Here is a 23117-nt window from a genome sequence, read left to right on the forward strand (position 1 = left end):
GGGGGATATACATGAATAATGAAAATCGTATTTGGCAGTGGACTGCGCATCTTGTGATGATCTTGTTTTCACTCAGCTGCCTGCTTCCGTTTATGCTTTTGACAATGTCATCGATAACGGATGAAAAGACAATCCTGCAGAATGGGTATTCTTTTATCCCAAAACAGTTCAGTTTAAGTGCATACGAATATTTGTGGCAGCAATCGTCGCTTGTTTTTAACGCGTACGGGATCACAATTCTCATTACCATCGTGGGGACAACGGTAAGCCTATTAATCACATCGATGCTGGCATATCCCTTATCACGTCGCGATTTGCCGGGCGGAACGTTCTTCGCTTTTCTCCTGTTTTTCACATTGTTGTTCAATGGCGGCCTTGTCCCAACGTACTTGATTTATACCCAACTATTCCATATCAAGAATACGTTGTGGGCGTTGATCGTTCCGGGACTTCTCATGAATGGCTTTAACGTGCTTCTCATGCGAACGTTCTTCATGACGACAATTCCGGTTCCGGTATTGGAATCGGCCAGCATAGACGGAGCAAGCGAATTTAAAATGTATTACAAAATTGTCCTGCCCCTATCGCTGCCGATTCTGGCCACCGTCGGATTGTTTCAAGGACTGGCTTATTGGAACGACTGGAACAACGGCTTAATTTATGTAACCAATCCCAAATTGTTCAGTCTGCAGAACGTACTCAATCGGATTATGAGCGACATCCAGTTCTTGGCCAGTAACAGCGAGATCGGTTCGCAAGCTGGGGAGAGCATTGCGCAGCTGCCAAGCGAAACATTCCGTATGGCGATTGCGGTGATTGCGGTGATCCCGGTTCTGATCGCATATCCGTTCTTCCAGAAATACTTCGTTAAAGGCATGACCATTGGTGCTGTTAAAGGTTGATTTCATAACATTAGGAGGGTAACCATGAAAAGAAATATGCAAGAATTGATTTCACAAATGACTTTGGAAGAGAAAGCATCTCTCTGCTCGGGACTTGACTTTTGGCATACGAAAGGGATCGAGCGGCTCGGCATCCCGTCCATCATGATGACGGATGGGCCGCACGGTCTTCGTAAGCAGCGTGCATCGGCTGATAATTTAGGACTCTTCGATAGCGTGCCGGCAACATGTTTCCCGTCAGCTGCGGGTCTTGCGTCTTCGTGGGACCGCGAGCTGATTGGCAAGGTCGGGATCGCGCTTGGGGAAGAGTGCCAGGCGGAAGACGTCGCAATTCTGCTAGGACCAGGAGCCAATATCAAGAGATCGCCGCTGTGCGGGCGCAATTTCGAATACTTCTCGGAAGATCCATACTTGTCTTCCGAAATGGCAGCTGCACATATCCAAGGTGTACAGAGCCAAGGCGTCGGCACGTCGCTAAAGCATTTCGCGGTTAATAATCAAGAACACCGCCGGATGACGACTAATGCGGTTGTGGATGAGCGTACACTTCGGGAGATTTATTTGGCTAGTTTCGAAGGAGCGGTAAAAAAGGGGCAGCCGTGGACGGTCATGTGCGCCTATAATCAGCTTAACGGCGAGTACTGCGGGGAAAATGAGCGTCTGCTTACAGACATATTGAAGGACGAGTGGGGACATGAGGGCTTCGTCGTTTCCGACTGGGGCGCAGTGAACGAGCGTACAGACGGTTTGGCGGCAGGACTTGAGCTGGAAATGCCGTCTTCTGGAGGAGCTGGTGACCGTAAAATCGTCGAAGCGGTGAAAAGCGGCAAGCTGTCCGAGAACAAGCTGGACGCGGCAGTTGAACGGATACTGAGCATCGTCTTCAAGGCGGTCGACAGCAAGAAGGCTGACGCTTCCTATGATCCGGAGGCCCATCATCAGCTGGCACGAGAAGTCGCGCGTGAAAGCATGGTACTGCTGAAAAATGAGGACGGCATCTTGCCATTGCCGAAGTCCGGCAAAATTGCCGTCATCGGGCAACTTGCCAAGCAGCCGAGATATCAAGGCGGAGGCAGCTCGCATATCAAGCCGACTAAGCTCGAGGATATCAGTGAGGAGCTTGCCAAATCGGCGGGAAGCGGCTCGGAGATCTTGTTTGCTCCGGGATATGACTTAGGAAGTGATAATACGGATCCGCAGCTTCTGAAAGAAGCGCTCCAGCTTGCAGAAGATGCATCGGTCGTTATTCTCTTCGTCGGTTTACCTGATCGATATGAATCGGAAGGATTTGACCGCGAGCATCTGAACCTCCCGCTCAATCAATCGGAGCTAATTGAAGCGGTGACCGCGGTGCAAACACAGACAGTAATCGTGCTTAGCAATGGGGCACCTGTGGAAATGCCTTGGATCGGCAGTGTAAAAGCTGTGCTCGAGGCATACTTAGGCGGCCAAGCGCTAGGTGGTGCGATTGCCGATATACTGTTCGGTGATGCCAATCCTTGTGGCAAGCTAGCCGAGACGTTCCCTGTTCAGTTGAGCGACAATCCATCTTATTTAAATTTTCCAGGTGATGGAGACCTTGTGGAATATAAGGAAGGGATTTACGTCGGTTACCGCTATTATGACAAGAAGAAGCTGCGGCCACTGTTCCCATTCGGTCATGGGCTTAGTTATACAACTTTTGAATACGGCGGACTTGCTGTGGACAAAGATTCGATGAACGACAGCGATTCGATGCACGTCTCAGTCAATATAAAGAATACCGGCAGCAAAGTTGGTAAAGAGATCGTTCAGCTGTATGTGCGGGATGTGCGCAGCAGCGTGTCCCGCCCGGAGAAGGAGCTGAAGGGATTCGCCAAAGTAGCGCTGGAGCCTGGAGAAGCGAGAACCGTCACCTTTACGCTTGATAAGAGATCATTTGCTTATTTCGATGTGGAAGTGAACGATTGGCATGTTGAGACAGGCGAGTTCGAAATTCTGGTCGGAAAGTCTTCAGCGGAGATCGTACTTAAGAGGAACATTCGACTGAATTCGACGGTATCGAAAGCGAAGACGTATACACGTAATTCGACAGTTGGCGATCTGATGGAGAACCAGCGAGCCGCTACGATCGTAACGGATCTGCTAAAGCATTCGCCATTCGGCTCTTCTAACGGAGAAGGAGAAGGGGAAGGGGAAGGGATGTCCGAGCTAATGGCCGCATTCCTGAAATATTTGCCGCTTCGAGGTTTAGTTGCCTTCAGCGGAGGCGGACTTACGGTTGAGTCGCTTGATTCATTGCTCGAGCGGCTGAATCAAGGAGATAAGGAGTAGCTTCATACCAAAAGCGGTGGAATAAATATTAAAAAGACGTTGCCTGTGATCAAGGCAGCGTCTTTTTGAGTTTGCTGGCTTCTTGCACTTCAAAACTTATTTGTCACCTAACAGATTGGTTAAACGATCTCGGTTAATTTCTATAATTCTCTTAAAAAGGAGATGCAACTTGATTTGAATGTGATTATGCTGCCCATGTTAGCGTCTGATGCAATACTAAATTGCTTATATTAATAATTTTCCCCGCGATAATAGCGCTTCAGTTTTTCTTCCAAATGAACGAGCTGCGCTTCCTTCTCCTCAATATCTTTCAACAGCTTTTGCTTTTGATCTTCAATCAGTTGGATTCTCTCCGGCAGGGTTGAGGTTCCTTCGTTCACCTTATCATAATACTTTTTGATGTCCTCTACACTCATCCCGGTTTCGCGAAGACATTTGATAAAAACCAGCCAGCTCAGATCATCGTCCGTATAAAGACGGTTATTCTGCTCGCTTCGGGCAGCAGGTTGCAACAGTCCCTTTCTTTCGTAAAAACGGATCGCTCCAATATTGATCCCGACTTCCTTTGCCACTTCTCCAATCGTTAACATGCTAACCCTCTTTTATAAAAAATTATGTTGACCTACACTTAGTGTAGCATAGTAACTTATAAATCGTTAAAGAAAAATCAAATTAGGGAAAGAAGGATTCGCATGAAAAAGACCGCATTTGTAACTGGAGCAAATAAAGGAATCGGCATTGAAATCGTTAAGCAGTTAGGTGAAGCAGGCTGGAAAGTCATCCTTGGCGCGCGCAGTGCCGAACGGGGTGAAGCTGCCGTTTCCGAGTTAACTTCCAAGGGGTTAGACGTAGAATTGGTACAAATCGACATGGGTGACTTGAAAACCATCGAACAGGCAGCCGATACGATCAACAAGAATTATCCGGACTTGAAGCTTCTAATCAATAACGCTGGTATGCCTGGCGCTTTCTCCCGTTCTTTTACGGATACCAAAGAGGATGATCTGCGGAATGCCTTCGAAGTTAACTTTTTCGGGACCTTCCGTTTGAACCAGCGTTTGTTCCCGTTAATCAAAGATAACGAAGGCACAATCGTCAATGTATCGACCGACATGGCTTCTCTGGACCATATGCAAAATGCTGAATGTACTTTGAACGCATTTGATTATAACTCATCTAAAACGGCCAACAATGCCATGACACTTTCAATGGCTTATGAAGTCAAAAACAGCAACGCTCAAGTATTCGCGGTAACGCCTGGATTCACTTCAACAGATCTTAACGGCAATGCCGCAGGCGGTAAATCGAAAGAAGCCGCCGCTGCGATTATAGTGGGTTATGCGACAGATGGCAAACGTCATAACGGCGAATTCTTGGATGAGAAGGGCGTTTACGCCTGGTAACCCGCAACTGCCAAAAGCAAAAACTCTTGCCGCCCATATCGCGGACAAGAGTTTTTTGCGTAGAAGCAGGCAAATCGATTACCATGCGCTTATCCCTTTCTGGTTAACTTGGGTAAGAATCCTGGCATGCCTCATGTTTGGATATTGTTTGGACTTCCCGAATCAAAAAACGCAATGAAACAAATTATTCGTGTAATGGATGAGTAAAACGAGGCGAATGTTATAGAAGTTCGTATTTTAACAACCCTGCTTAGCATCTTAGCGACAGACTTGGCCGAGCCGAGTGAGAATGTGGATATATGTACAGTCATTACGTAAGTGACTATTTTCATCATTGGTTTCGTTTTCTGATTCGTGGGAGAAGGAGGGGACGAGTAGGCAAGTTGTACAATGTACAACAATTTCCTTGATTTTTTCTGGGCATGATGTAGATGTTGTATGCTGTACAACAATTTATACCTTTTTTGTATGATTGAACGGATTTTGGCCGAAATTGTTGTATGTTTTGCAACAATAACGCAAAAAACGCTAATTAGTATGCGAAATGTTGTATAAACTACAACAACACGGATAAGCAAGCGGATGTTTAAAACATATACGTCTTAAGCGCAACTTGCCTTGCGTCAACTTTCATAGACACTCGTATTCAAGGACGGCGTAAGCCGTTTTTCTTATTTCGAAAGAAGGAACTCCCGGGCGTAAAATGTTAACGGTTTAGAGCCTCTATTGTTAATTATAGATACATGGCTGGCTCTGTCATTAAGATCGTTTCCCGGAATTACCTATGGAACTTCCCAAGTACCGGGAAGGATCTACTCTTCAAAATGGGAATACAGGTTTGTTATAATCATTACAACAAATCGAAATCAAAAGGAGGATAAGAAGAAGATGGGAGGAGTTTCGGGCACGGGGACGCTGCTGGGGGCACATATACCATTCCTTCTGCAAGAGGGAGTTTAAAGTTTCGCTGTCTGTGCCTCATTTGAGGTCATACGGAACGTAAGTATACTTTCGGATAATACACAGGACATGACGATGTTGATATAGTGTTGGGTAAGTGATTGAATTTTTTGGGAGCCAAGATTGGAACAACCGTACATCTACGATCTTCATGATACGATATGTATCAAAATAAATAATAGTCTCGGAGGTACTAATCAAATGAGTGTTCAAGCATTCTTGATGAAACATTTTAAAAGAAGGCTGTCTCTCGTGCTCGGTATTGTTTTATTGTTGAGCAGCGTGCTGCCGATAAGTGCACAATCACAGACGGAAGCACACGGGAAAGGCAATGCGACTGCAGTCGGATCTGATTCATCGGTCTCCAATTCGGTCTATGGTTTGTTAGGATCAGGAGCGCTGACACCATGGAATGTACTTACCAAAATTGGCGCCGATGACAAGCCGATTGTAGGTTTTGAAAATAAGATTACGCCAGACGGGCGGTATGTTGGCTTTCAGGAAATGTATTATAAGGTACCTGGACAACAATTTCCAAATTTTAAACTTTCTTTATATGACCGAGATACTGGCAGCATAACGAGTGTATTGACTGAGACGTATGACGTTAAACATTTTTCTATGTCTGCAAATGCGCAGTATATAGCATTTTCAGGTTATAATTTGAATCTACAAAAAGATCCGCAAGTCTATTTGCTCGACCGCAGTAGCGGAAAGATGGAGTTGATTAGCAGCGATGCTGACGCGCGGGCAGACGAACCTTCCATAAGCGCGGATGGCCGTTATGTCGCATTTAGCTCATCTTCAGATAAGCTAGTTCGTGGAGATACTAATGGGTATGCGGACATTTTCATCTATGACCGCACTACGAAGACAATGGAACGCATCAGTCAACCAAAAGATCCTAAGGATCCGTCGGCTGGTAGCGGTGATAGCGAGTGGCCATCAATTAGTGCCGATGGTCGTTATGTGGCATTTACATCCTCTTCCAGTCTCTTGGTTGAACATGATACGAATGAAATGAGCGATGTGTTTCTATATGACCGTACTACGAAAGCGATAAAGCGTATTAACGTGTCTTCTACAGGAGTAGAAGCGAACAATGATAGTTATGAGCCATCGATTAGTGGAGACGGGCGTGTTGTAGCCTTTCAATCAAGTGCTGACAATCTGGTGGCAGGGGATACCAATCACGTTGATGATATTTTTGTCTATCAGGCAGGCAGCGATTCGATCAAACGGTTATCTCTTCAGCCTAGCGGTGAGCAAAATAAATCGGAAAGCCGATCGGCACAAACCAGCAATGATGGCAAATATGTAGGCTACATCACAACCGAGACTTTTTCACCAACCGAAAGTACAGAACAGTCATTTGTGGGGAATGTCGAGACCCTTTCCTCTACAGAAGTAAGCATGAACGATGCTCACTATGAATTGCATAAGCCGAGCTTTTCGGTAGCTGTTAGTAATGAGGCAAAGGCTGTGACTTTCTCCGCATTTTATAAAATCAAACCAGCACAGGAAGGCATTGATCCGATTGCGGGGATGTTCATTGCTTCCTCAGAAAGCACAGCGAGCCGTCCGACTTGGCCAGCAGGAAGTAAACTGACAGCCTCGGATGCACAAGGAGATAAAGTAACGTTATCTTGGCCAGCTGCGACAGATGCAAAAGGGATAAAAGAATACAAGCTGTTTCAAAACGACACGGCTATTGCAACTATTCCATCTCCAGGTCAAACCTATATGGTTACGGGATTGAAGCCGGATACGGATTATACGTTTCGCGTAGAGGCGGTTAATCTGGACAATGTGATGAGCAGCGGCGGACCTACTTACTCAAAGAAACCGGAGCTTAGTGTGACTTCGAAAGTTGATCGCATGTCGCCGCAGGGATTACCGATGATCAACAGTAAGCTGGAGATTAAAGCTGTTACAGCACCAGGTCGTGAAGTTAAGGCAACGATTACGTACAAGACGTGGTTCGATGATAAAGGAGTTCGCTTAACGACGCCAAGAGAAGCAAGCGAGACGATTGACCTGGCTGAAGATTCTTCACAGCCAACGGAGTATGCAAAAACATTCACGATCCGTGAAGGCATCGCCGAGCTAGTTTCGCTTAAGGCTGAAACGAAGAATGGTTCTGGTGAGTTGATCGAGGGAGTAGCCAAAGGCTTACCTCTTCAAGTTGCAGGCAGTTTAAAAGTAAGCTTTGAAAATCCAGGTCATATTGATCTGAATGGTGCACAGGTTGCCGTAGTAAGCAGACGCCTTGGCGGTAAAAATACGGTGCTGGCAAGCGATGAACCTGTTGTGGTGGAAGGCCTTCTACCTGATTCGGAATATGGGGTTCAATTTAACTCACCGAAATCTAACATTTGGGATCGAAAAGAAAACGTTGCAGTTCAGTCCGGGCTGATCAATGAGATCACACTTGCGATCCCGGTTTCAGCCAAGTTTCGTTTTAAAGTGCAAAACCAAAATGGGCAGCCAGTAGATCAAATTAGGCTCGAACTCATGAACGGTACGGGTAACAGCTATATGGGCACTTTGCTCAGCGATCCTTCCGGCTTAACCGAGTGGACTTCGATCAGTGATGCACGTACGACGTTTAAGGTGAAAGTGGATGTTGAAGGTAAATTATATGAAGACGTACCTGATCAGGACGTGGTATTGAAGCCAGGTGACAATGAGCAGATTATTACCCTTCATACACCGCCGCAAGGGATGTTAACGGGGAAGGTGACAGACCCGGAAGGCAAGCCTTTATTCAACGCAATGATCACAACGACGCAAATGTTTAAAGGCAATCCTCTTGTAAAAACATTGTACACAGATTTGAAAGGGGAGTACAAAGTGGAGCTGCCGACCGGTGAGGTCGCAGTCGAAGCTTCCGAATACAAGCTGAACTATTATTCGGATAAAAACATGAAGAAACCGAAGATTCAAGACGGTCAAGATACGGTTCTAGATATCCCGTTAAGAGCACCTGATTCGGGCACAATCCTATTGAAGGTATTCGTGAAATTTTTGGATTCCGATTGGCAAGGTCCGATTAACATGGAGCAGCTTGGCATGCGTTCAGAGGTTACCTCTGCACTTGGCGGTGGGATTTCAAGCTATTACCTCAATGCAATTCATTATCAAGGCTACCCGGGTCAAGAAATGAAGGTTTGCGTGTCGGGTACGATTCACCGGATCGGTACAGGCTGCACGCGTGTAACGTTGGATGAGCATTCAAATGCTATAGCCGAAATTCGTTTAGAGGAAAAAGGTTCTAGGATTAAAGGGACGCTTCCTGCATTTAACGGCAGGGATGCGGATGTAAACGTATATGAGGTATTGACAGACGGCGAGCTGCAACGCGTAGCTTGGGAAAATGTAAATGCACAAGGGCCGTTTGAGGTTCATGTTCCGAAGCAAGGCACATATCGCGTAGAAATCAGCAGAAGAGAAGTAAGCAGCAGCAACAATCCGAAATGGGAAATGGCCCATGTGGAAGTTTCTGTTGGTGATCAGCAGATTAAAGATATAGGTAGTGTGACATTTACTGATAAGAAGTTTTTTACACATCCTGCTTTAAATTACTTTATGGCAGTGCCAAATCAGGCTTCTCCTGGTGGAGCGGTACAGCTTCGTGCGAATTACCGCAGCCAGAGCGGAAGTGAGACGATCATCAATGCTCGTATGCGCATAGATATTCCAGTAGGCATGCAGCCGGTAAAGGATGCTGCGGGCCGAGTGGTCGTGAAAGGTGCGAATGGAGACGCTGTTTGGAATGGAAGTTACTTGGAAATTCCTCTAGCTAACGTAGAGGCGAAGAAAGATGGAGCCGTTCATTTCCAAGTGAAGCTCGCTGACAACTTTAGCTCCCAATCGGCACGACTTGTCGCTCAAATCGAAGGCAAGACCTCAGCAACTGAAGTGAATGTGAATGAATCGCTTGGCGAAGTTTTACTGGACGTTCCGAATGTAACGCTTGATGCGCCAGAACGTTTAACAAGCTCTGAGGTTGTCGTTTCGGGTCTTGCACAAGCCGGCAGCAAGATCAACGTTTATGATAGCGATACGTTGGTGGGGACGTTTGTAGCAACTGGCACAGGAACATGGAAAGGAACGATTTCACTGATCGACCTAGGCTCGCCTAGCGTTCATGTACTGCGTGCAGTTGCAGAGTTAAACGGCATTCAGCTGCATTCGAAAAAGATTTTTGCCAATTTTGATCCAGATCAGCCGATCTTGGAGGAAATGGCGATGGCCCAGCAGCCGAATGGCAAGTGGATTCGTTTGGATGTTAAAAAGGGCGCAACGCCGTTCCCGTACACAGTCGTGCCTGGAAATCCGTTCGTGTTCCAATTAAAGTTTGACAAACCAGAGAAGGTAACGAATGTTCAAATCTTTATGGGCGGCCAATATGGCGCACCGGTGCAAGCACAGCGTAAATCAAACGGGATCTTTGAAGCCATTGTGCCAACGAATAAAGGTGCGCTAGGCGGGATTTACGTGTTATACGATACCGTTAAGCCTAAACCATCTTATAATGCAGAAAATTTGCCAAGCGATGAGCAAATTCGTAAGTCGCTGCCGCCAAATATGCAGGATTTTAAGGTGGTATCGAAAGAACCTTTTACCCAGGTTGGAGATACGTATGCCGGCAAGGCCGTGGTCAAGTTTCCGAAAGTGCCGGGACTGAAAATGACCGTGAAGGTCACAATCAATTTGAAGCCGTCAGTGAAATACGTTCCAACGGCTGAAGAGATAACGCTGGCGAAACAAACAGGGGAGGCCTTCTTCAACAGCAGCTTTACAACAACCAATGATGAGAATGGGTTTATCAATGTAGCGAAGGGCTATGCACCTCGCAAGTTGTTATTCCAAACATCAGATTTAGCTCCAGGTGCCCGGACATTTAGTTTGCTCCCTTCGCCGAAAGATGTTCTGCAAAATGTACTCGAGAGCGCAATTGATATCGATGACGAGGTTGAGTTTGTGACGGAGACGAAGGCCGAGTTTGAAGAGGTCACAGAACCGCTTGGTAAGCTTAATGAGGTAACAGAAGCTTATACGGGCTACAGGGATTATGCTGGAAAAATTAACAAAATTATGATGGGGGTTGAATCCAACTCAGGCTGTATTGAAAATGCGGAGGAATCCGGCAAGCAAGCGGGGAAAGCGCTTCTTGTCACGGTTGGCGGTGAAGTGGTGAAGACAGCGCTTGGCGCTTGGACAGGTGCCATGGCATTGGAAGGTCCAGCAGCTATTGCAGCAGGTGTTGTCACAAAAATTGTAGGTGGTAAAGTAGATAGTTATGTCGATTCTCAAATTGATGCTGTAGGCACAGTAGGCTCAGGAAGTAAATGTAATAACAATGATTACGAATTCCCGGATGATGAAGAAAATATTTATATGAAAAGAGTAAAAAGAACGCCGCGCATCGTGAAGCCGAAGTGGATTTATGACCCAAGCGGTTACGTGTATGAAGCGGTAGAGAGCAATCGTTTGCAGGGTGCAGAAGCCAGAGTGCTTTACTTGAACCCGGCAACGGGAACCTGGGAAGTATGGCATGATGCGGTAGATTATGATCAAATCAATCCACAGCAGACGGATGTTGACGGCAAATATGGCTGGGATGTGCCGGAAGGCAAGTGGAAGGTTGTCTGGACAAAAGACGGCTATGAAACAGCCAGTAGTAGCGAGCTGGAAGTACCTCCACCGCATTTTGACGTGAATATGGGACTTGTTTCGAAATCGGCACCAGAAGTAGATGCAGTTACAGCAGTCGTAAGTTCGGATGGCAGTTACGTGGATGTGAAGTTTACTCAATATGTCCTAATGTCTATTCCACTTCATCCAGACACAATTGTCGTGAAAGATGGAAACGGTAATGTGCTTGAAGGTGCGGCTGCATATGTGAATGCAGAGAACAATCCAAATGGAGAGTCGCTGTCAAGAACACTTCGATTTACGCCGAGTAAAGAGAGCTTGTTGCAGGCAGGGCAAGAGTATCAAGTCATTGTTGCCCCGGAAGCCATCGTCAATTATGCAGGGAAAGTGATGAGCAGCGGTGTTGAACCTAAGGTTACAGCAGTCGTGAAGGATGCTGTTGGTCCAAATATGCTAAGTGCTGAATTACAAGGCGGCAATCGGATCGTTCGAATTATATTCGATGAGGAGTTTGATTCAGGAACAGCAACGAACCCAGAACGATTTGTCATTGAGGCGACTGGTTGGAACGGTGAGGTTCAATCCGTAGTTGCCGAGCGTACGGACAACAATGAGCCAGTGAAAAGTATTCTGTTGACACTATCGAAAGCTTTACCAGAAGGAGGTAACGTCTCTGTGAAATCTGCAGCAGGGGCAGTGATAGATTTGCAGGGCAACCCTTCGGTAGAAAAAACAAGTACGATTACGGGACCAAATACACTTCTGAAGAGTTTGACAATTACCAGAGGCCAATTGACTACGGTTTTCAAAAGCTCGACAACGGATTATACGTTGAAAGTTGCAAAAGACGTACAGGAGCTGCAACTGAGTGCTGAACTTGCTGATTCTTCCGCAAAGCTATATATCGGAGAGAGAGAAGCAAAGAATGGTACATCAGAGAAGGTTGATATTCGTGACGCTGCTTCCATCAAAGTGACGGTCAGAGCAGCAAATCATCCAGAAATAGCACGAACTTATACACTAGTTATTGAGCGCACAGACATTACGGGTGGAGGTCCTGAAAATGGGGGTGGGGGTACACCACCGCCATCAGCAGATCCGACAGATTTAGGCCGAGATGCTCGGATTGAACGTACGACGGGCGCAGATGGCAAAGAGCAGTTAATCGTAGAACTCAATCCGAAAACGGTGAAAGAGGCCATCGATGCAGGTAAATCGTTAGATAAACTTGCAGTGAATTTAAAAGAGAATGCAGAGCAATACATGGTGAAGCTGCCGATTGTAGTGTTCCGTCAATTAAGTCAAGCGAAGGCGAAGGTAAACATTGGGCTGGGCACTTCAGTTGTCCAATTACCTGTGAGTGCTTGGGCAGAAGATGTGAATGACAAGACATCCGCAGTTACGGTGAAGATTGTGAAGCCATCTGCTGCTGAGGAAAAAGCATGGTTAAGCAATTTGAACAACCGCAGTAAAGGAGTTAAGCCAGTATCGGAGCTGCTGCATGTTCAGTTGCTGGCAGAGGCAGATCAACAAGGAGCTGCTTCACTACCACACAAGCATCAGCTAATGATATCTGTCGATAACGCTAGTTCAAAACCAGGCTTAGGCATTTATGGCTTTGATCCGGCTAAGCAACAATGGGTATTTATCAGTGACAGTCCGACATCATCAGGTAAGTTAACCTTCGAGGCAGAGGCGTCTATGTATGTAGCAGCCATGTCATATACGAATAGCTTTACTGATATTACGAATCATTGGGCGAAGAATTCGATCGATTGGATGGCAGCACGTATGCTTGCTAGCGGTTATGAAGATCAAACGTTCCGCCCGAATCAGTCGGTGACGCGAGCAGAATTCACCGCATTTATCGTTAGAATGCTAGGATTAGAGGCGAAGAAAGAAGAAGCCTCGGGTAAATTTAACGATGTACAGTCAAGCGACTGGTATTACGAAGCAGTAAAAGCCGCAGCACAGGCAGGATTAATTGCAGGAAGCGGTGAAGGGAACTTTGCGCCGAATGCGCTAATCACCAGAGAGCAAATGGTAGCCATAGTGTGGAGAGCATACGAAAAGTTGTCAGGTAACGGCCATACCGTAAGCGGTGAAGAGCAAGCAACTCTGCTGCAAGCTTTCGATGACAAAGGCGCGATCTCAGATTGGGCGAAAGCGAGCGTCGCTTCTTCCGTGAAGGAAGGACTGCTCCAAGGGGTAAGCAGCAATCAATTCCAGTCTTCGGGACTCGCGACACGCGCACAAGCCGTTACATTGCTAAATCGTTTGTCTGAAAAGCTAGAGAAGTAGTTGCTGTAAAAACGTACGCTAAGCAATGAACAATAAACAAGGAGCAGTTTGCCGCGGCAGCTGCTCCTTTTTGATCAAATCAACCACTTCAAAACTTATTTGTCTCCTACCATAACCTGACTGGCTTAAAGGTTTGAAAAATACCCCAGAGCTCTTAATAATCTAGTAGACGTCCATTATCATTCCATTGACCGTACATTTTGTTTTCTCTCGTGTTTGTTATGAATTTGTCTAATCTGCTCCTAAATAATTCTGGCTGATTCTTATTGCTTTGTATCGTGTCGATCCGAACTCTTTTATAAAGATCTGGAAATGCCATGAAATTCTCATATACTTGCTTTTCCTCTTTTAGCCTTTGCTCTATAACCCTATCTAGTCTAAAAGATTTGTGATCCATATCAGGAAGAACCATTCTTCCTTCGTCTCTCATTAACCCCATCTTTTCGAGGCGGCGGACTCGTTCTTTATTTAACTCAGTCCATGAACTTTTTTTACTTCTAGGAGAGAGTCTCTGAGCCAGCTCAGTTTCAGATATTTTCTTTTTGACTCCATCGATCCATCCAAAGCACAAAGCTTCCTCGACCGCGTCCAAATATAACAACATATCAGGAGTGGGCGTCATACTAACCAAGACCCAGCAAGACTTCTCAGTCTTACAATTTTCCTGAAGCCAAATCCTCAAATCTTCTCTCGATTTTGCTGGAATTAGAATTTCAATTTTCATAGAGTAGAATGAGTTACTGTTTGTTGGAAATTACTCTATCAAGAAACTTATCTGCGTCACTATTGAATTTCCAGGAAACTCCAAACTTATCAACAAGCATTCCAAAGCATGAAGACCAAGGAGTATTTGATAACGGCATCATAACATTGCCACCAACAGACAAATTAGTAAAGTATTCTTCCAGTTTTTGTTTATCATCAATGACTAGACTAATAAGTATATTATTTCCTTTGACCAACTCACCTGTAACCATCTTCATTGAAGGCAAAATATCCGACATCATTATTTTCCCACCTGCGAATGCTATTGAAGACTCCATGATCATATTTAGCTCATTTTCTGGCAATGGATAGTTTGGATCTTGTGGTAAATCTTTAAATTTTACTTTTTTTACTTCATTAGCATGTAAAGCCTCCGAATAAAATTCAATCACTTGTTCTGCAATTCCATCAAAATTTAAATAGGCAATAGCTGACATAATGTAATACCTCCTTCTTGTGATAAATGTAGTATAATTCATAAAAGGTGACAGCCTAATGTCACCTTTTATGAATAAAGCACAAAAAAAGAGGGCGGAATATGGAAAAGATTGAGAGGTTAATATCTATAATCATGATATTGCTGAAAAAAGATATCGTTTCAACAAAAGAATTCACACACTTATTTAACGTTTCCAAAAGAACTATTCTTCGTGATATGGAAACACTGAGTTTATCAAACATCCCAATCTATTCTATAAATGGAGTTAATGGTGGCTACCGTATTATGGATGAATATAAGTTTGATAAACGCCTCTTAAGTAGCTCCGACTTAGAGAATATATTAACTGCACTCGGCGGATTGGAACAAATTCTAATTAGCGAAGAAGTGGAAGTGACTATAAAAAAATAGAAGCAATGGTTAGCCCATTGTCTCTGAAAGGTTCAATTCAACTGTCATTTTATGATTGGGAGGGTCGGTCCGAGGTTCTTCAAACTTTGAAGACATGTCAAGAATCAATAATAAAGAGAAGGTTAGTTTCATTTGATTATATGGATAAAAATGGCATCACAACGAATAGAATTGTCGAGCCATATCAGCTTCATTTTAGCGAAACGAGTTGGTATTTGAAAGGATTCTGTTTACATCGTATGAGATATAGAACATTTAAATTATCTAGGATCGATAATCTTAATATGGACGAAAAAACATTTAACCCTAGAGATTATTTATTAGAACAAGAACATGAAGCGAGTTATCAACCGCAACTAGTCGCTATTAAGGCGTTGATTTCGCCTAGCATAAAAGATCAATTCATTGAAAGGTACGGTCGCAAGAGTATTGAAAACTATAGTTCTGAATTTTTCTTAGCAACAATCTATGTTCCTCAAAACAGTATTGGATTTCAATTTTTAGCAAGTTTCGGTACAAATCTAGAAATCGTAGAGCCCAAAACATATGTTGAAGACTTTCGAAATTATTTAAATAAAATGATGGAGAAATATTCTTAAAAAGGTCCCCTTTAACATCATGAAGCTAATAAGTACGGCATAATTGATGCCGTACTTATTAAAAAATAAATCTAAGACTATAAAAAAAGTCGGCCAAAAATGGTCGGCTTTTATATGTATAGAGGAAAATTATTTTACAAGTGTAAGCTGTTCCCCAGGCTGGAGAGCGAAGCCTTCGATTCCTTGCTCCTTCAGCTGTGCGGTGAAGGCTGCAGCATTTTGCGCGATGCCCGGGAATGTGCTGTGATGAACCGGGATCACGTTCTTTGCTTGCAGCCACTTTGCTGCAATCAGAGCATCCTTAGGTCCCATTGTGTAAAAATCCCCGATCGGCAGTACCGCGTAATCAATATCGTGGAGCTCGCCGATCATTTTCATATCTCCGAACAAGGAGGTGTCGCCGGCATGATAAAGCGTAATTCCGTTCCAATCCATGACAAATCCGCCCGGCATGCCTGCATAGACGATGCTTTGGGACTCGTCGGATATGATAGAGGAGCTGTGGAACGCGTGAACAAGCTTTGCTCTGGCAAATCCCAAGTCCGCAGTTCCTCCAATGTTCATTGCGATCGTCTTCAGGCCCTTCCAGGAATAATAGGTAGCGAGCTCAAAGGTGGCGACAATGGTCGCATCGTTAGCTCTGGCGATAGCTTCCGCATCAGCGGTGTGATCCGAGTGTCCGTGTGTAAGCAAGATGTATTGAACTTGAATGTCCTCGGCTTTCGCTTTGGCAACGGGATTGCCGCTCAGGAACGGATCGATGATGATTGAGTGCTCTCCATCCGAGATTTGAATGCAAGAGTGTCCGTGAAAAATAAGGTTCATTTTATCTCCTCCATATACTATTTTTTATTCGTTTGACGACAACATGATTATATTTTTTATTTCTTTTGTTGTCAAATTTTATTTCTTTTGCTGTCAAACTATTGTAGTATGAGGGTAGCGAGTATTCTGGAAGGGGTTCAATAATCGAATGCTGTCAATTGAGAAGCAGATACTTTTCCTGCTGACAAAAAAGCGTTGCATGCATGCTAAAGAATTAGTACAAATTTATACGAAGCGCGGCTATAAGGAGCAGTCGATCAGGAACGTTCTATCACGAATGAAGAAAGAAAAGTATATTCATGCGGAAGAGCGTTCCCTGTATTCCATTGTGGACAAAGGGGAGCAGTTTTTATCCTTCGTGAACCGGAAACCGTGGCAATACGATGTGGATTGGAACCGCAAATGGTATTTCGTGCACTTCGAGGTACCGGAGTCGGAGAGGACAAGAAGGGATCAATTCCGTTTGCAGCTGCTGCAGCTTGGCTTCGGTCAACTGTATAAAGGCGTTTATGTCTCTCCTTGGGATTACAGCAAGCAGCTTTTGTCCTGGATTCATGCGGCCTCCATGGATGAATACGTCACTATCTCGGAAGCGTCGATTTTGTTCCGGGATATTACCCCCGAGCGAGCAGCTGACATTTGGCCTCTAGCCGACATCCATCGCCTGCATCAGGAGAAGTGGCAATGGTATCAAGACGAATTCGTGCCGGCTTTGAATAAGGAAATCAGAGGCAGGATGGATCCCTTAGAGTTGTTTGTCCTTTATTTGCATGTCGGAGAGGTAATCAGCGAGATTAGCCTTAGGGATCCCATGCTTCCGGTGTCTCTGCTACCATACGATTGGATGGGGCACCGCGTAATCGCCGAGTTGTATCGTTCGTTTCAGTCGTTCGCTACTCTCATTCCCAGCTCTTCAAATTATTATCAATTTCTCGTGTAAATGCACGAGTTTAACAAGAAGGAGCAGTATTGCTGCGGCAGCTGCTCCTTCTTTTTTTATTGAACAGGGTAATAGGAAAATATGAAAAATGAACGCTGGTAATCCCGAGTTTTTATCACATTTTAAAATACTGGACTATTTGTTCCAGAAAAGTTATACTGTTTTTCATAGCTAAGGAGGGGATAACCATGGGGCGTTCCAAAGAGTTTGACAAAGCGCAAGTACTTCATAAGGCAATGTTAGTTTTTTGGGAAAAGGGTTACGAAGCGACGAGCATCCCGGATTTATTGAAAGCAATGGAATTAAGCAGATCAAGTTTGTACGAAACCTTTGTAGACAAAGAGACACTTTATATTAAAGCAATACAACATTACAAAGCCACAAGACAAAAAAAGAGAAATCTCTTGGTCGATACGTCGTCTGCGAAAGTCGGAATTCGGCAGTATTTTGAGGAGCATATTACTTCCGCATTTGATGAGGATTTGCCCAAAGGATGCCTGATTACTAATGCAACTATTGGTTTGGATTCGCCGGATGAACAACTGCGTAAATTGGTACAAGAGAGTTTCGAGGGATTGGAACAATCTTTTTATGAACTTTTAAGCAAAGGACAACAGTCAGGAGAAATCGACCCCAAAAAAGATGTTAAGGTTTTATCACATCTTTTGCTTAACCTTAATCATAGTATCAATGTAGTAGCCAAGGTGAAGACCGACAAAAAAATTACGTTTGACATGATGAACGCCGTAATCGAGATGCTATAAGTATTTTTTTAATATTACTGGAACGATTGTTCCTGAAATGATAGATTACTTGAGAAATAAAGGAGCACACACGATGAGTTCAATCGAAAATCAAACAATAGAGAAACCTTTTTCGGCGTGGATTATACTCATTCTTGCTACAGCATGCGGAGTAATTGCCGCTAATCTTTACTATGCGCAGCCTTTAGTAGGACCTATTAGTTCGGCACTTGGCTTATCCGCTGGGGCAGCGGGCTTGATTGTTACACTTACTCAAATTGGTTACGGTATTGGATTGTTATTTATCGTACCATTGGGAGATATACTTGAAAACCGAAAACTTGTTGTTGTGTCCTTGCTAATCACTGCATTAGTTTTGGTTATTGCTGCTGTTGTCACAAGCTCTTACCTTTTTCTATTAGCGTCCCTGTTTATCGGGCTGGGATCAGTCGCGGCTCAGGTACTCGTACCGTACGCAGCTCATCTTTCACCAGAGGCTACACGTGGACACAATGTGGGGAACGTCATGAGCGGTTTGCTACTAGGCATCATGCTAGCGCGTCCAATTTCAAGTCTAGTGACGGAATTCTTGGGCTGGCGAGCTGTATATTACTTATCTGCGGGAGTGATTTTTTTTCTTGCTCTTGTATTGGTAATGGTGCTTCCTAAGAGGCAGCCGTTGACCACCTTACGATACCCTGCACTCCTTGGTTCTATGATACAGTTACTCAAAACAACACCAATTCTACGGCGTAGAGCTATCTACCATGCTTGTGTGTTCGGAACCTTTAGTTTGTTTTGGACTACGGTTCCTATGCTATTGACAAGCCCGACTTTCCAGTTTTCCCAAAAAGCTGTTGCACTGTTCGCATTTGTTGGGGTATCTGGTGCACTAGCTGCACCAGTGGCTGGCCGACTTGCAGATAGAGGATTGATTCGGCCCGCTACAGGAATTGCGTTAGCCTTGGTAATCATCTCGTTCATTTTACCCCTAATCATTCAAGGCGGTTCTACAGCCGCATTATTAACCTTGGCTGTTTCGGGCATTCTTTTAGACATGGGCGTATCGGCAAATCTAGTCCTTGGGCAGCGTGCTATTTTCTCATTGGGAGCAGAGTTTCGAAGCCGGCTTAACGGATTATATATGGCTATTTTCTTCGCGGGCGGCGCTATAGGTTCAGCTACGGGAGGATGGGCATTCGCCATGGGCGGCTGGAAAGCAGCGTTATTGATTGGAATAGCTTTACCGGTTATTGCTTTGCTTTATTATACGACAGAGAAAAGTGATAACCAGTAACATGCAAGATGAACAACTATGCACGCCAGACTTTATTCGTTAACGTATTTTTCCATCTTCATATTTCAATATAAAAAAATCGCCATGAAAAAGGTGGTTTTTTTCAATTTATACCCTATCTTCACTAATCTTTATTTAACTGTATTAATACTCACTCTCTTCCGCACCAAACAAATCCCGAGATGTGCTCAAAAGCTTTTTGGCTACGTGGCGATCTGCAACTTGGAGTTTGTTTAAGATATTCGTGACATGATTGGCGATAGTTTTCACACTCAATTGAAGTGCTTTTCAAAGGGACTGAGCTTCATTTTGACGATGCGCAGCCTATCGTGAAAGACGGCCGCACGCTTGTCCCCTTCCGCAAACTGTTTGAAACCCTAGGTTTTACGGTGCGATGGGTGGAAGAGGGAGCTGTCCGGAAGGCGATCGGAACGAAGAACGGCCTCTCCATTGAATTGACGATCAATAATACGAATGCAGTCGTAAACGGAAAAGCTGTCGCTCTGGACGTACCTGCTCAAATCATTGACGGTAGTACGATGGTGCCATTGCGCTTCGTGTCAGAGAGCAGCGGCTACCATATTGCTTTCTCCAGCAGCGGCAATGTTTGGACGATTCGGATCGAGGACGCAGCCCCTGGTACGAGTCCGGATCCGGTTCCGACACCAGTTCCGACACCTGAACCAACACCGGTACCAACGCCAGCACCAACACCGGTGCCCGTACCATCTGCAGGGGAAGTTGAACCCTACGTCGTAAAAGGGTATTTACTTAACGAGCATGGCAAACCGATAACGGGAGTTACGATCAATGCGGATAACCTACTGCTTTATGACAGCAACATGCAAGGGGAAACCGACGAGAATGGATTCTATCGGATTGAATTGGCACATGTTCCCGCAACTTGGCGCATGACTACGAGATTCTCCCTCGATTATAACGGCAAGCAACTCGATTTCTGGTTAACGGCTGACGGCGATAAATCGTTCGCCGGGAGCACAGGGGCCATTCGTAATTTTACTTTGAAGGATGTCGTAGGGCATATTGAAATCCATCCCGATTTTTGGTCGATTCCCGATAGCTTGCAGCAATTCGATACGACTGACCTGGAAATTACGCTAACGCCAGTCGGGCCGTTATTTGACGGCAGCGCAGGCCAAACGATAACGAAGTACGCAGAGGCACTCAAGACAGGCGGTCACGGATTGGATAATATACCGCTCGGCCGGTATAAAATGTCGGCCAGATGGATGCCGGAGGGGCACGAGCCAATGCCTATGCTGGTACGCGTCACAGGCACCGGTAAATTTGTCCCGTCTATCGAATTCGATTTTAATAACATACTGGGGGGAGGTTCCATCTTCGTTAACGCACTTGACGCCAAGCTCGATAGTCCTGCCGGAAACTAGTTATTGAACATGCCCAGCCTTTCCTATTTGGAGAGGCTGCCATTATTTTGAGGGATCATTTCCCGAAATTACCTGTGGAAACTTCCCGAAGCAGCAGGAAGATCTACTCTTCAAAACAGGAATACAGGTTTGTTATGTTTATTACAAGAAATCGAAATCAAATGGAGGGAAAAGTATAATGTCTAATTCACGTAATAAAATGCAATCATTGATAATAAGTTCTGTGCTGACTGGAATGCTTTCATTTGCCGGTATCGCGTCTGCTTTTGGTGAGACAACGCCTACTGGCGCTGAAATCAAGGAGTTCAGTCTGCTCGATACGGCCTCTGACGTAGTTGGCGCAGCTGACTTCACGCCAGAGGGGAATAAGGATGGCCACTTCAAGCTGTTGCTGAGTTTAGCACAGAAAACGGTCATTAATGCGGTTGTACTTCGCTCTACGGATGATTACGGCAAGGACAATTATCAAGGAGTGTGGAGAACGAACCGCGATACCACTGGCTGGCTGCTCGGCATTGTCCAGGATAAAACAGTAACAACATCAAGCGGCACCACTCATGAAAGTGAAATCATTAACCCAGGTTTTCGAAAAGATGTAAAGGAGCCAGTCGGTGAGTTCAATGGAGAGCTTACATTCGACTTGTATGCCAGCAACAACGGAACGATTAAGGAAACGCAGTCTTATGTGCTGGAAATCGAGACGCCGCAAGGTACGATTGTTTCCAAGCCGATTAAATACAACAAGCCGATGAAATCGGGAGGGACAGCAGCTTCGCCGACACCGGCACCAACTCCTTCTCAGAATCCGTCATCACCAACACCAACTCCAAGTCCGTCACAGCCGACACCGACGTCTAACCCTACGCCAACGCCAGCACCGACGCCGAGTCCTGCTCCGGCTCCAGTTCCTGCTCCAGTTCCTGCTCCAGCGGATGGATCGAAAGATATTGCGATCCATGTGCTTTTCAAAGGGACTGAGCTTCATTTTGACGATGCGCAGCCTATCGTGAAAGACGGCCGCACGCTTGTCCCATTCCGCAAACTGTTTGAAACCCTAGGTTTTACGGTGCGATGGGTGGAAGAGGGAGCTGTCCGGAAGGCGATTGGAACGAAGAACGGCCTCTCCATTGAATTGATGATAAATAATACGAATGCAGTCGTAAACGGAAAAGCTGTCGCTCTGGACGTACCTGCTCAAATCATTGACGGTAGTACGATGGTGCCATTGCGCTTCGTGTCAGAGAGCAGCGGCTACCATGTTGCTTTCTCCAGCAGCGGCAATGTTTGGACGATTCGGATCGAGGACGCCGCCCCAGGCACGAGTCCGGATCCGGTTCCGACACCAGTTCCGACACCTGAACCAACACCGGTACCAACGCCAGCACCAACACCGACACCGACACCGGTGCCCGTACCATCTGCAGGGGAAGTTGAACCCTACGTCGTAAAAGGGTATTTACTTAACGAGTATGGCAAACCGATAACGGGAGTTACGATCAATGCTGATAACCTACTGCTTTATGATAGCAACATGCAAGGGGAAACCGACGAGAATGGATTTTATCGGATTGAATTGGCACATGTTCCCGCAACTTGGCGCATGACTACGAGATTCTCCCTCGATTATAACGGCAAGCAGCTCGATTTCTGGTTAACGGCTGACGGCGATAAATCGTTCGCCGGGAGCACAGGGGCCATTCGTAATTTTACTTTGAAGGATGTCGTAGGGCATATTGAAATCCATCCCGATTTTTGGTCGATTCCCGATAGCTTGCCGCAATTCGATACGACTGACCTGGAAATTACGCTAACGCCAGTCGGGCCGTTATTTGACGGCAGCGCCGGCCAAACGATAACGAAGTACGCAGAGGCACTCAAGACAGGCGGTCACGGATTGGATAATATACCGCTCGGCCGGTATAAAATGTCGGCCAGATGGATGCCGGAGGGGCACGAGCCAATGCCTATGCTGGTACGCGTCACAGGCACCGGTAAATTTGTCCCGTCTATCGAATTCGATTTTAATAACATACTGGGGGGAGGTTCCATCTTCGTTAACGCACTTGACGCCAAGCTCGATAGTCCTGCCGGAAACTAGTTATTGAACATGCCCAGCCTTTCCTATTTGGAGAGGCTGCCATTATTTTGA

At 45.4% G+C, this 23117-nt stretch carries 14 protein-coding genes and 1 pseudogene; 10 read left to right on the forward strand and 5 right to left on the reverse strand.

Going from position 1 to position 23117, the window contains the following annotated elements; all coding sequences use genetic code 11:
* The first annotated feature begins 11 nt into the window (after positions 1–11).
* Together NYR53_RS05235 and NYR53_RS05240 are read left to right on the forward strand one after the other, a co-directional pair.
* Positions 12–902, forward strand: a complete 891-nt coding sequence (locus NYR53_RS05235) for a carbohydrate ABC transporter permease (RefSeq protein WP_261304217.1) — start codon at positions 12–14, stop codon at positions 900–902.
* A 24-nt stretch (positions 903–926) separates the two neighbouring features.
* Complete coding sequence (locus tag NYR53_RS05240; protein WP_261304218.1) at positions 927–3215, forward strand: beta-glucosidase; 2289 nt, start codon at positions 927–929, stop codon at positions 3213–3215.
* Between the two features lie 230 nt (positions 3216–3445).
* Here the strand turns inward: NYR53_RS05240 and NYR53_RS05245 are convergent, their stop codons facing one another.
* On the reverse strand, positions 3446–3805 hold the full coding sequence (locus NYR53_RS05245; protein WP_261304219.1) for a MerR family transcriptional regulator: 360 nt from the start codon (positions 3803–3805) through the stop codon (positions 3446–3448).
* Positions 3806–3907: 102 nt separating this feature from the next.
* Here NYR53_RS05245 and NYR53_RS05250 point away from each other — a divergent pair, with 102 nt between their 5' ends.
* Both NYR53_RS05250 and NYR53_RS05255 read left to right on the forward strand, forming a co-directional pair.
* Positions 3908–4618: an SDR family NAD(P)-dependent oxidoreductase gene (locus NYR53_RS05250; protein ID WP_261304220.1), complete on the forward strand. Its 711-nt coding sequence runs from the start codon at positions 3908–3910 to the stop codon at positions 4616–4618.
* 1161 nt (positions 4619–5779) lie between these two features.
* Positions 5780–13540 carry an S-layer homology domain-containing protein gene (locus NYR53_RS05255; RefSeq protein WP_261304221.1) on the forward strand — a complete coding sequence of 2587 codons (7761 nt, stop codon included), beginning with the start codon at positions 5780–5782 and terminating at the stop codon, positions 13538–13540.
* Positions 13541–13694: 154 nt separating this feature from the next.
* On the opposite strand, the gene NYR53_RS05260 is transcribed toward NYR53_RS05255, so the two are convergent.
* Both NYR53_RS05260 and NYR53_RS05265 read right to left on the reverse strand, forming a co-directional pair.
* Positions 13695–14264: a YdeI/OmpD-associated family protein gene (locus NYR53_RS05260; RefSeq protein WP_261304222.1), complete on the reverse strand. Its 570-nt coding sequence runs from the start codon at positions 14262–14264 to the stop codon at positions 13695–13697.
* A 13-nt stretch (positions 14265–14277) separates the two neighbouring features.
* Positions 14278–14742: a VOC family protein gene (locus NYR53_RS05265; protein ID WP_261304223.1), complete on the reverse strand. Its 465-nt coding sequence runs from the start codon at positions 14740–14742 to the stop codon at positions 14278–14280.
* A 101-nt stretch (positions 14743–14843) separates the two neighbouring features.
* Between NYR53_RS05265 and NYR53_RS05270 the strand changes: the two are divergent.
* Positions 14844–15754 (forward strand): annotated as a pseudogene (locus NYR53_RS05270) (helix-turn-helix transcriptional regulator).
* Positions 15755–15883: 129 nt separating this feature from the next.
* Here NYR53_RS05270 and NYR53_RS05275 read toward each other — a convergent pair.
* Complete coding sequence (locus NYR53_RS05275; protein WP_261304224.1) at positions 15884–16579, reverse strand: metal-dependent hydrolase; 696 nt, start codon at positions 16577–16579, stop codon at positions 15884–15886.
* A 148-nt stretch (positions 16580–16727) separates the two neighbouring features.
* On the opposite strand from NYR53_RS05275, the gene NYR53_RS05280 reads away from it, so the two are divergent.
* From NYR53_RS05280 to NYR53_RS05290, 3 genes are all read left to right on the forward strand, one after another.
* Positions 16728–17519: a PaaX family transcriptional regulator C-terminal domain-containing protein gene (locus tag NYR53_RS05280; RefSeq protein ID WP_261304225.1), complete on the forward strand. Its 792-nt coding sequence runs from the start codon at positions 16728–16730 to the stop codon at positions 17517–17519.
* Between the two features lie 188 nt (positions 17520–17707).
* Complete coding sequence (locus NYR53_RS05285) at positions 17708–18283, forward strand: TetR/AcrR family transcriptional regulator (RefSeq protein ID WP_261304226.1); 576 nt, start codon at positions 17708–17710, stop codon at positions 18281–18283.
* Positions 18284–18356: 73 nt separating this feature from the next.
* Complete coding sequence (locus NYR53_RS05290; protein ID WP_261304227.1) at positions 18357–19559, forward strand: MFS transporter; 1203 nt, start codon at positions 18357–18359, stop codon at positions 19557–19559.
* Positions 19560–19703: 144 nt separating this feature from the next.
* Here NYR53_RS05290 and NYR53_RS34325 read toward each other — a convergent pair whose 3' ends face one another.
* Complete coding sequence (locus tag NYR53_RS34325) at positions 19704–19829, reverse strand: hypothetical protein (RefSeq protein WP_290429004.1); 126 nt, start codon at positions 19827–19829, stop codon at positions 19704–19706.
* Positions 19830–19840: 11 nt separating this feature from the next.
* Here NYR53_RS34325 and NYR53_RS05295 point away from each other — a divergent pair, with 11 nt between their 5' ends.
* Together NYR53_RS05295 and NYR53_RS05300 are read left to right on the forward strand one after the other, a co-directional pair.
* Positions 19841–20968: a copper amine oxidase N-terminal domain-containing protein gene (locus NYR53_RS05295; RefSeq protein WP_261304228.1), complete on the forward strand. Its 1128-nt coding sequence runs from the start codon at positions 19841–19843 to the stop codon at positions 20966–20968.
* Between the two features lie 178 nt (positions 20969–21146).
* Positions 21147–23066, forward strand: coding sequence for a copper amine oxidase N-terminal domain-containing protein (locus tag NYR53_RS05300; protein ID WP_261304229.1), 1920 nt, complete (start codon positions 21147–21149; stop codon positions 23064–23066).
* The last annotated feature ends 51 nt before the right edge of the window (positions 23067–23117 follow it).

Source organism: Paenibacillus andongensis (assembly GCF_025369935.1).
Lineage (GTDB): Bacteria > Bacillota > Bacilli > Paenibacillales > NBRC-103111 > Paenibacillus_E > Paenibacillus_E andongensis.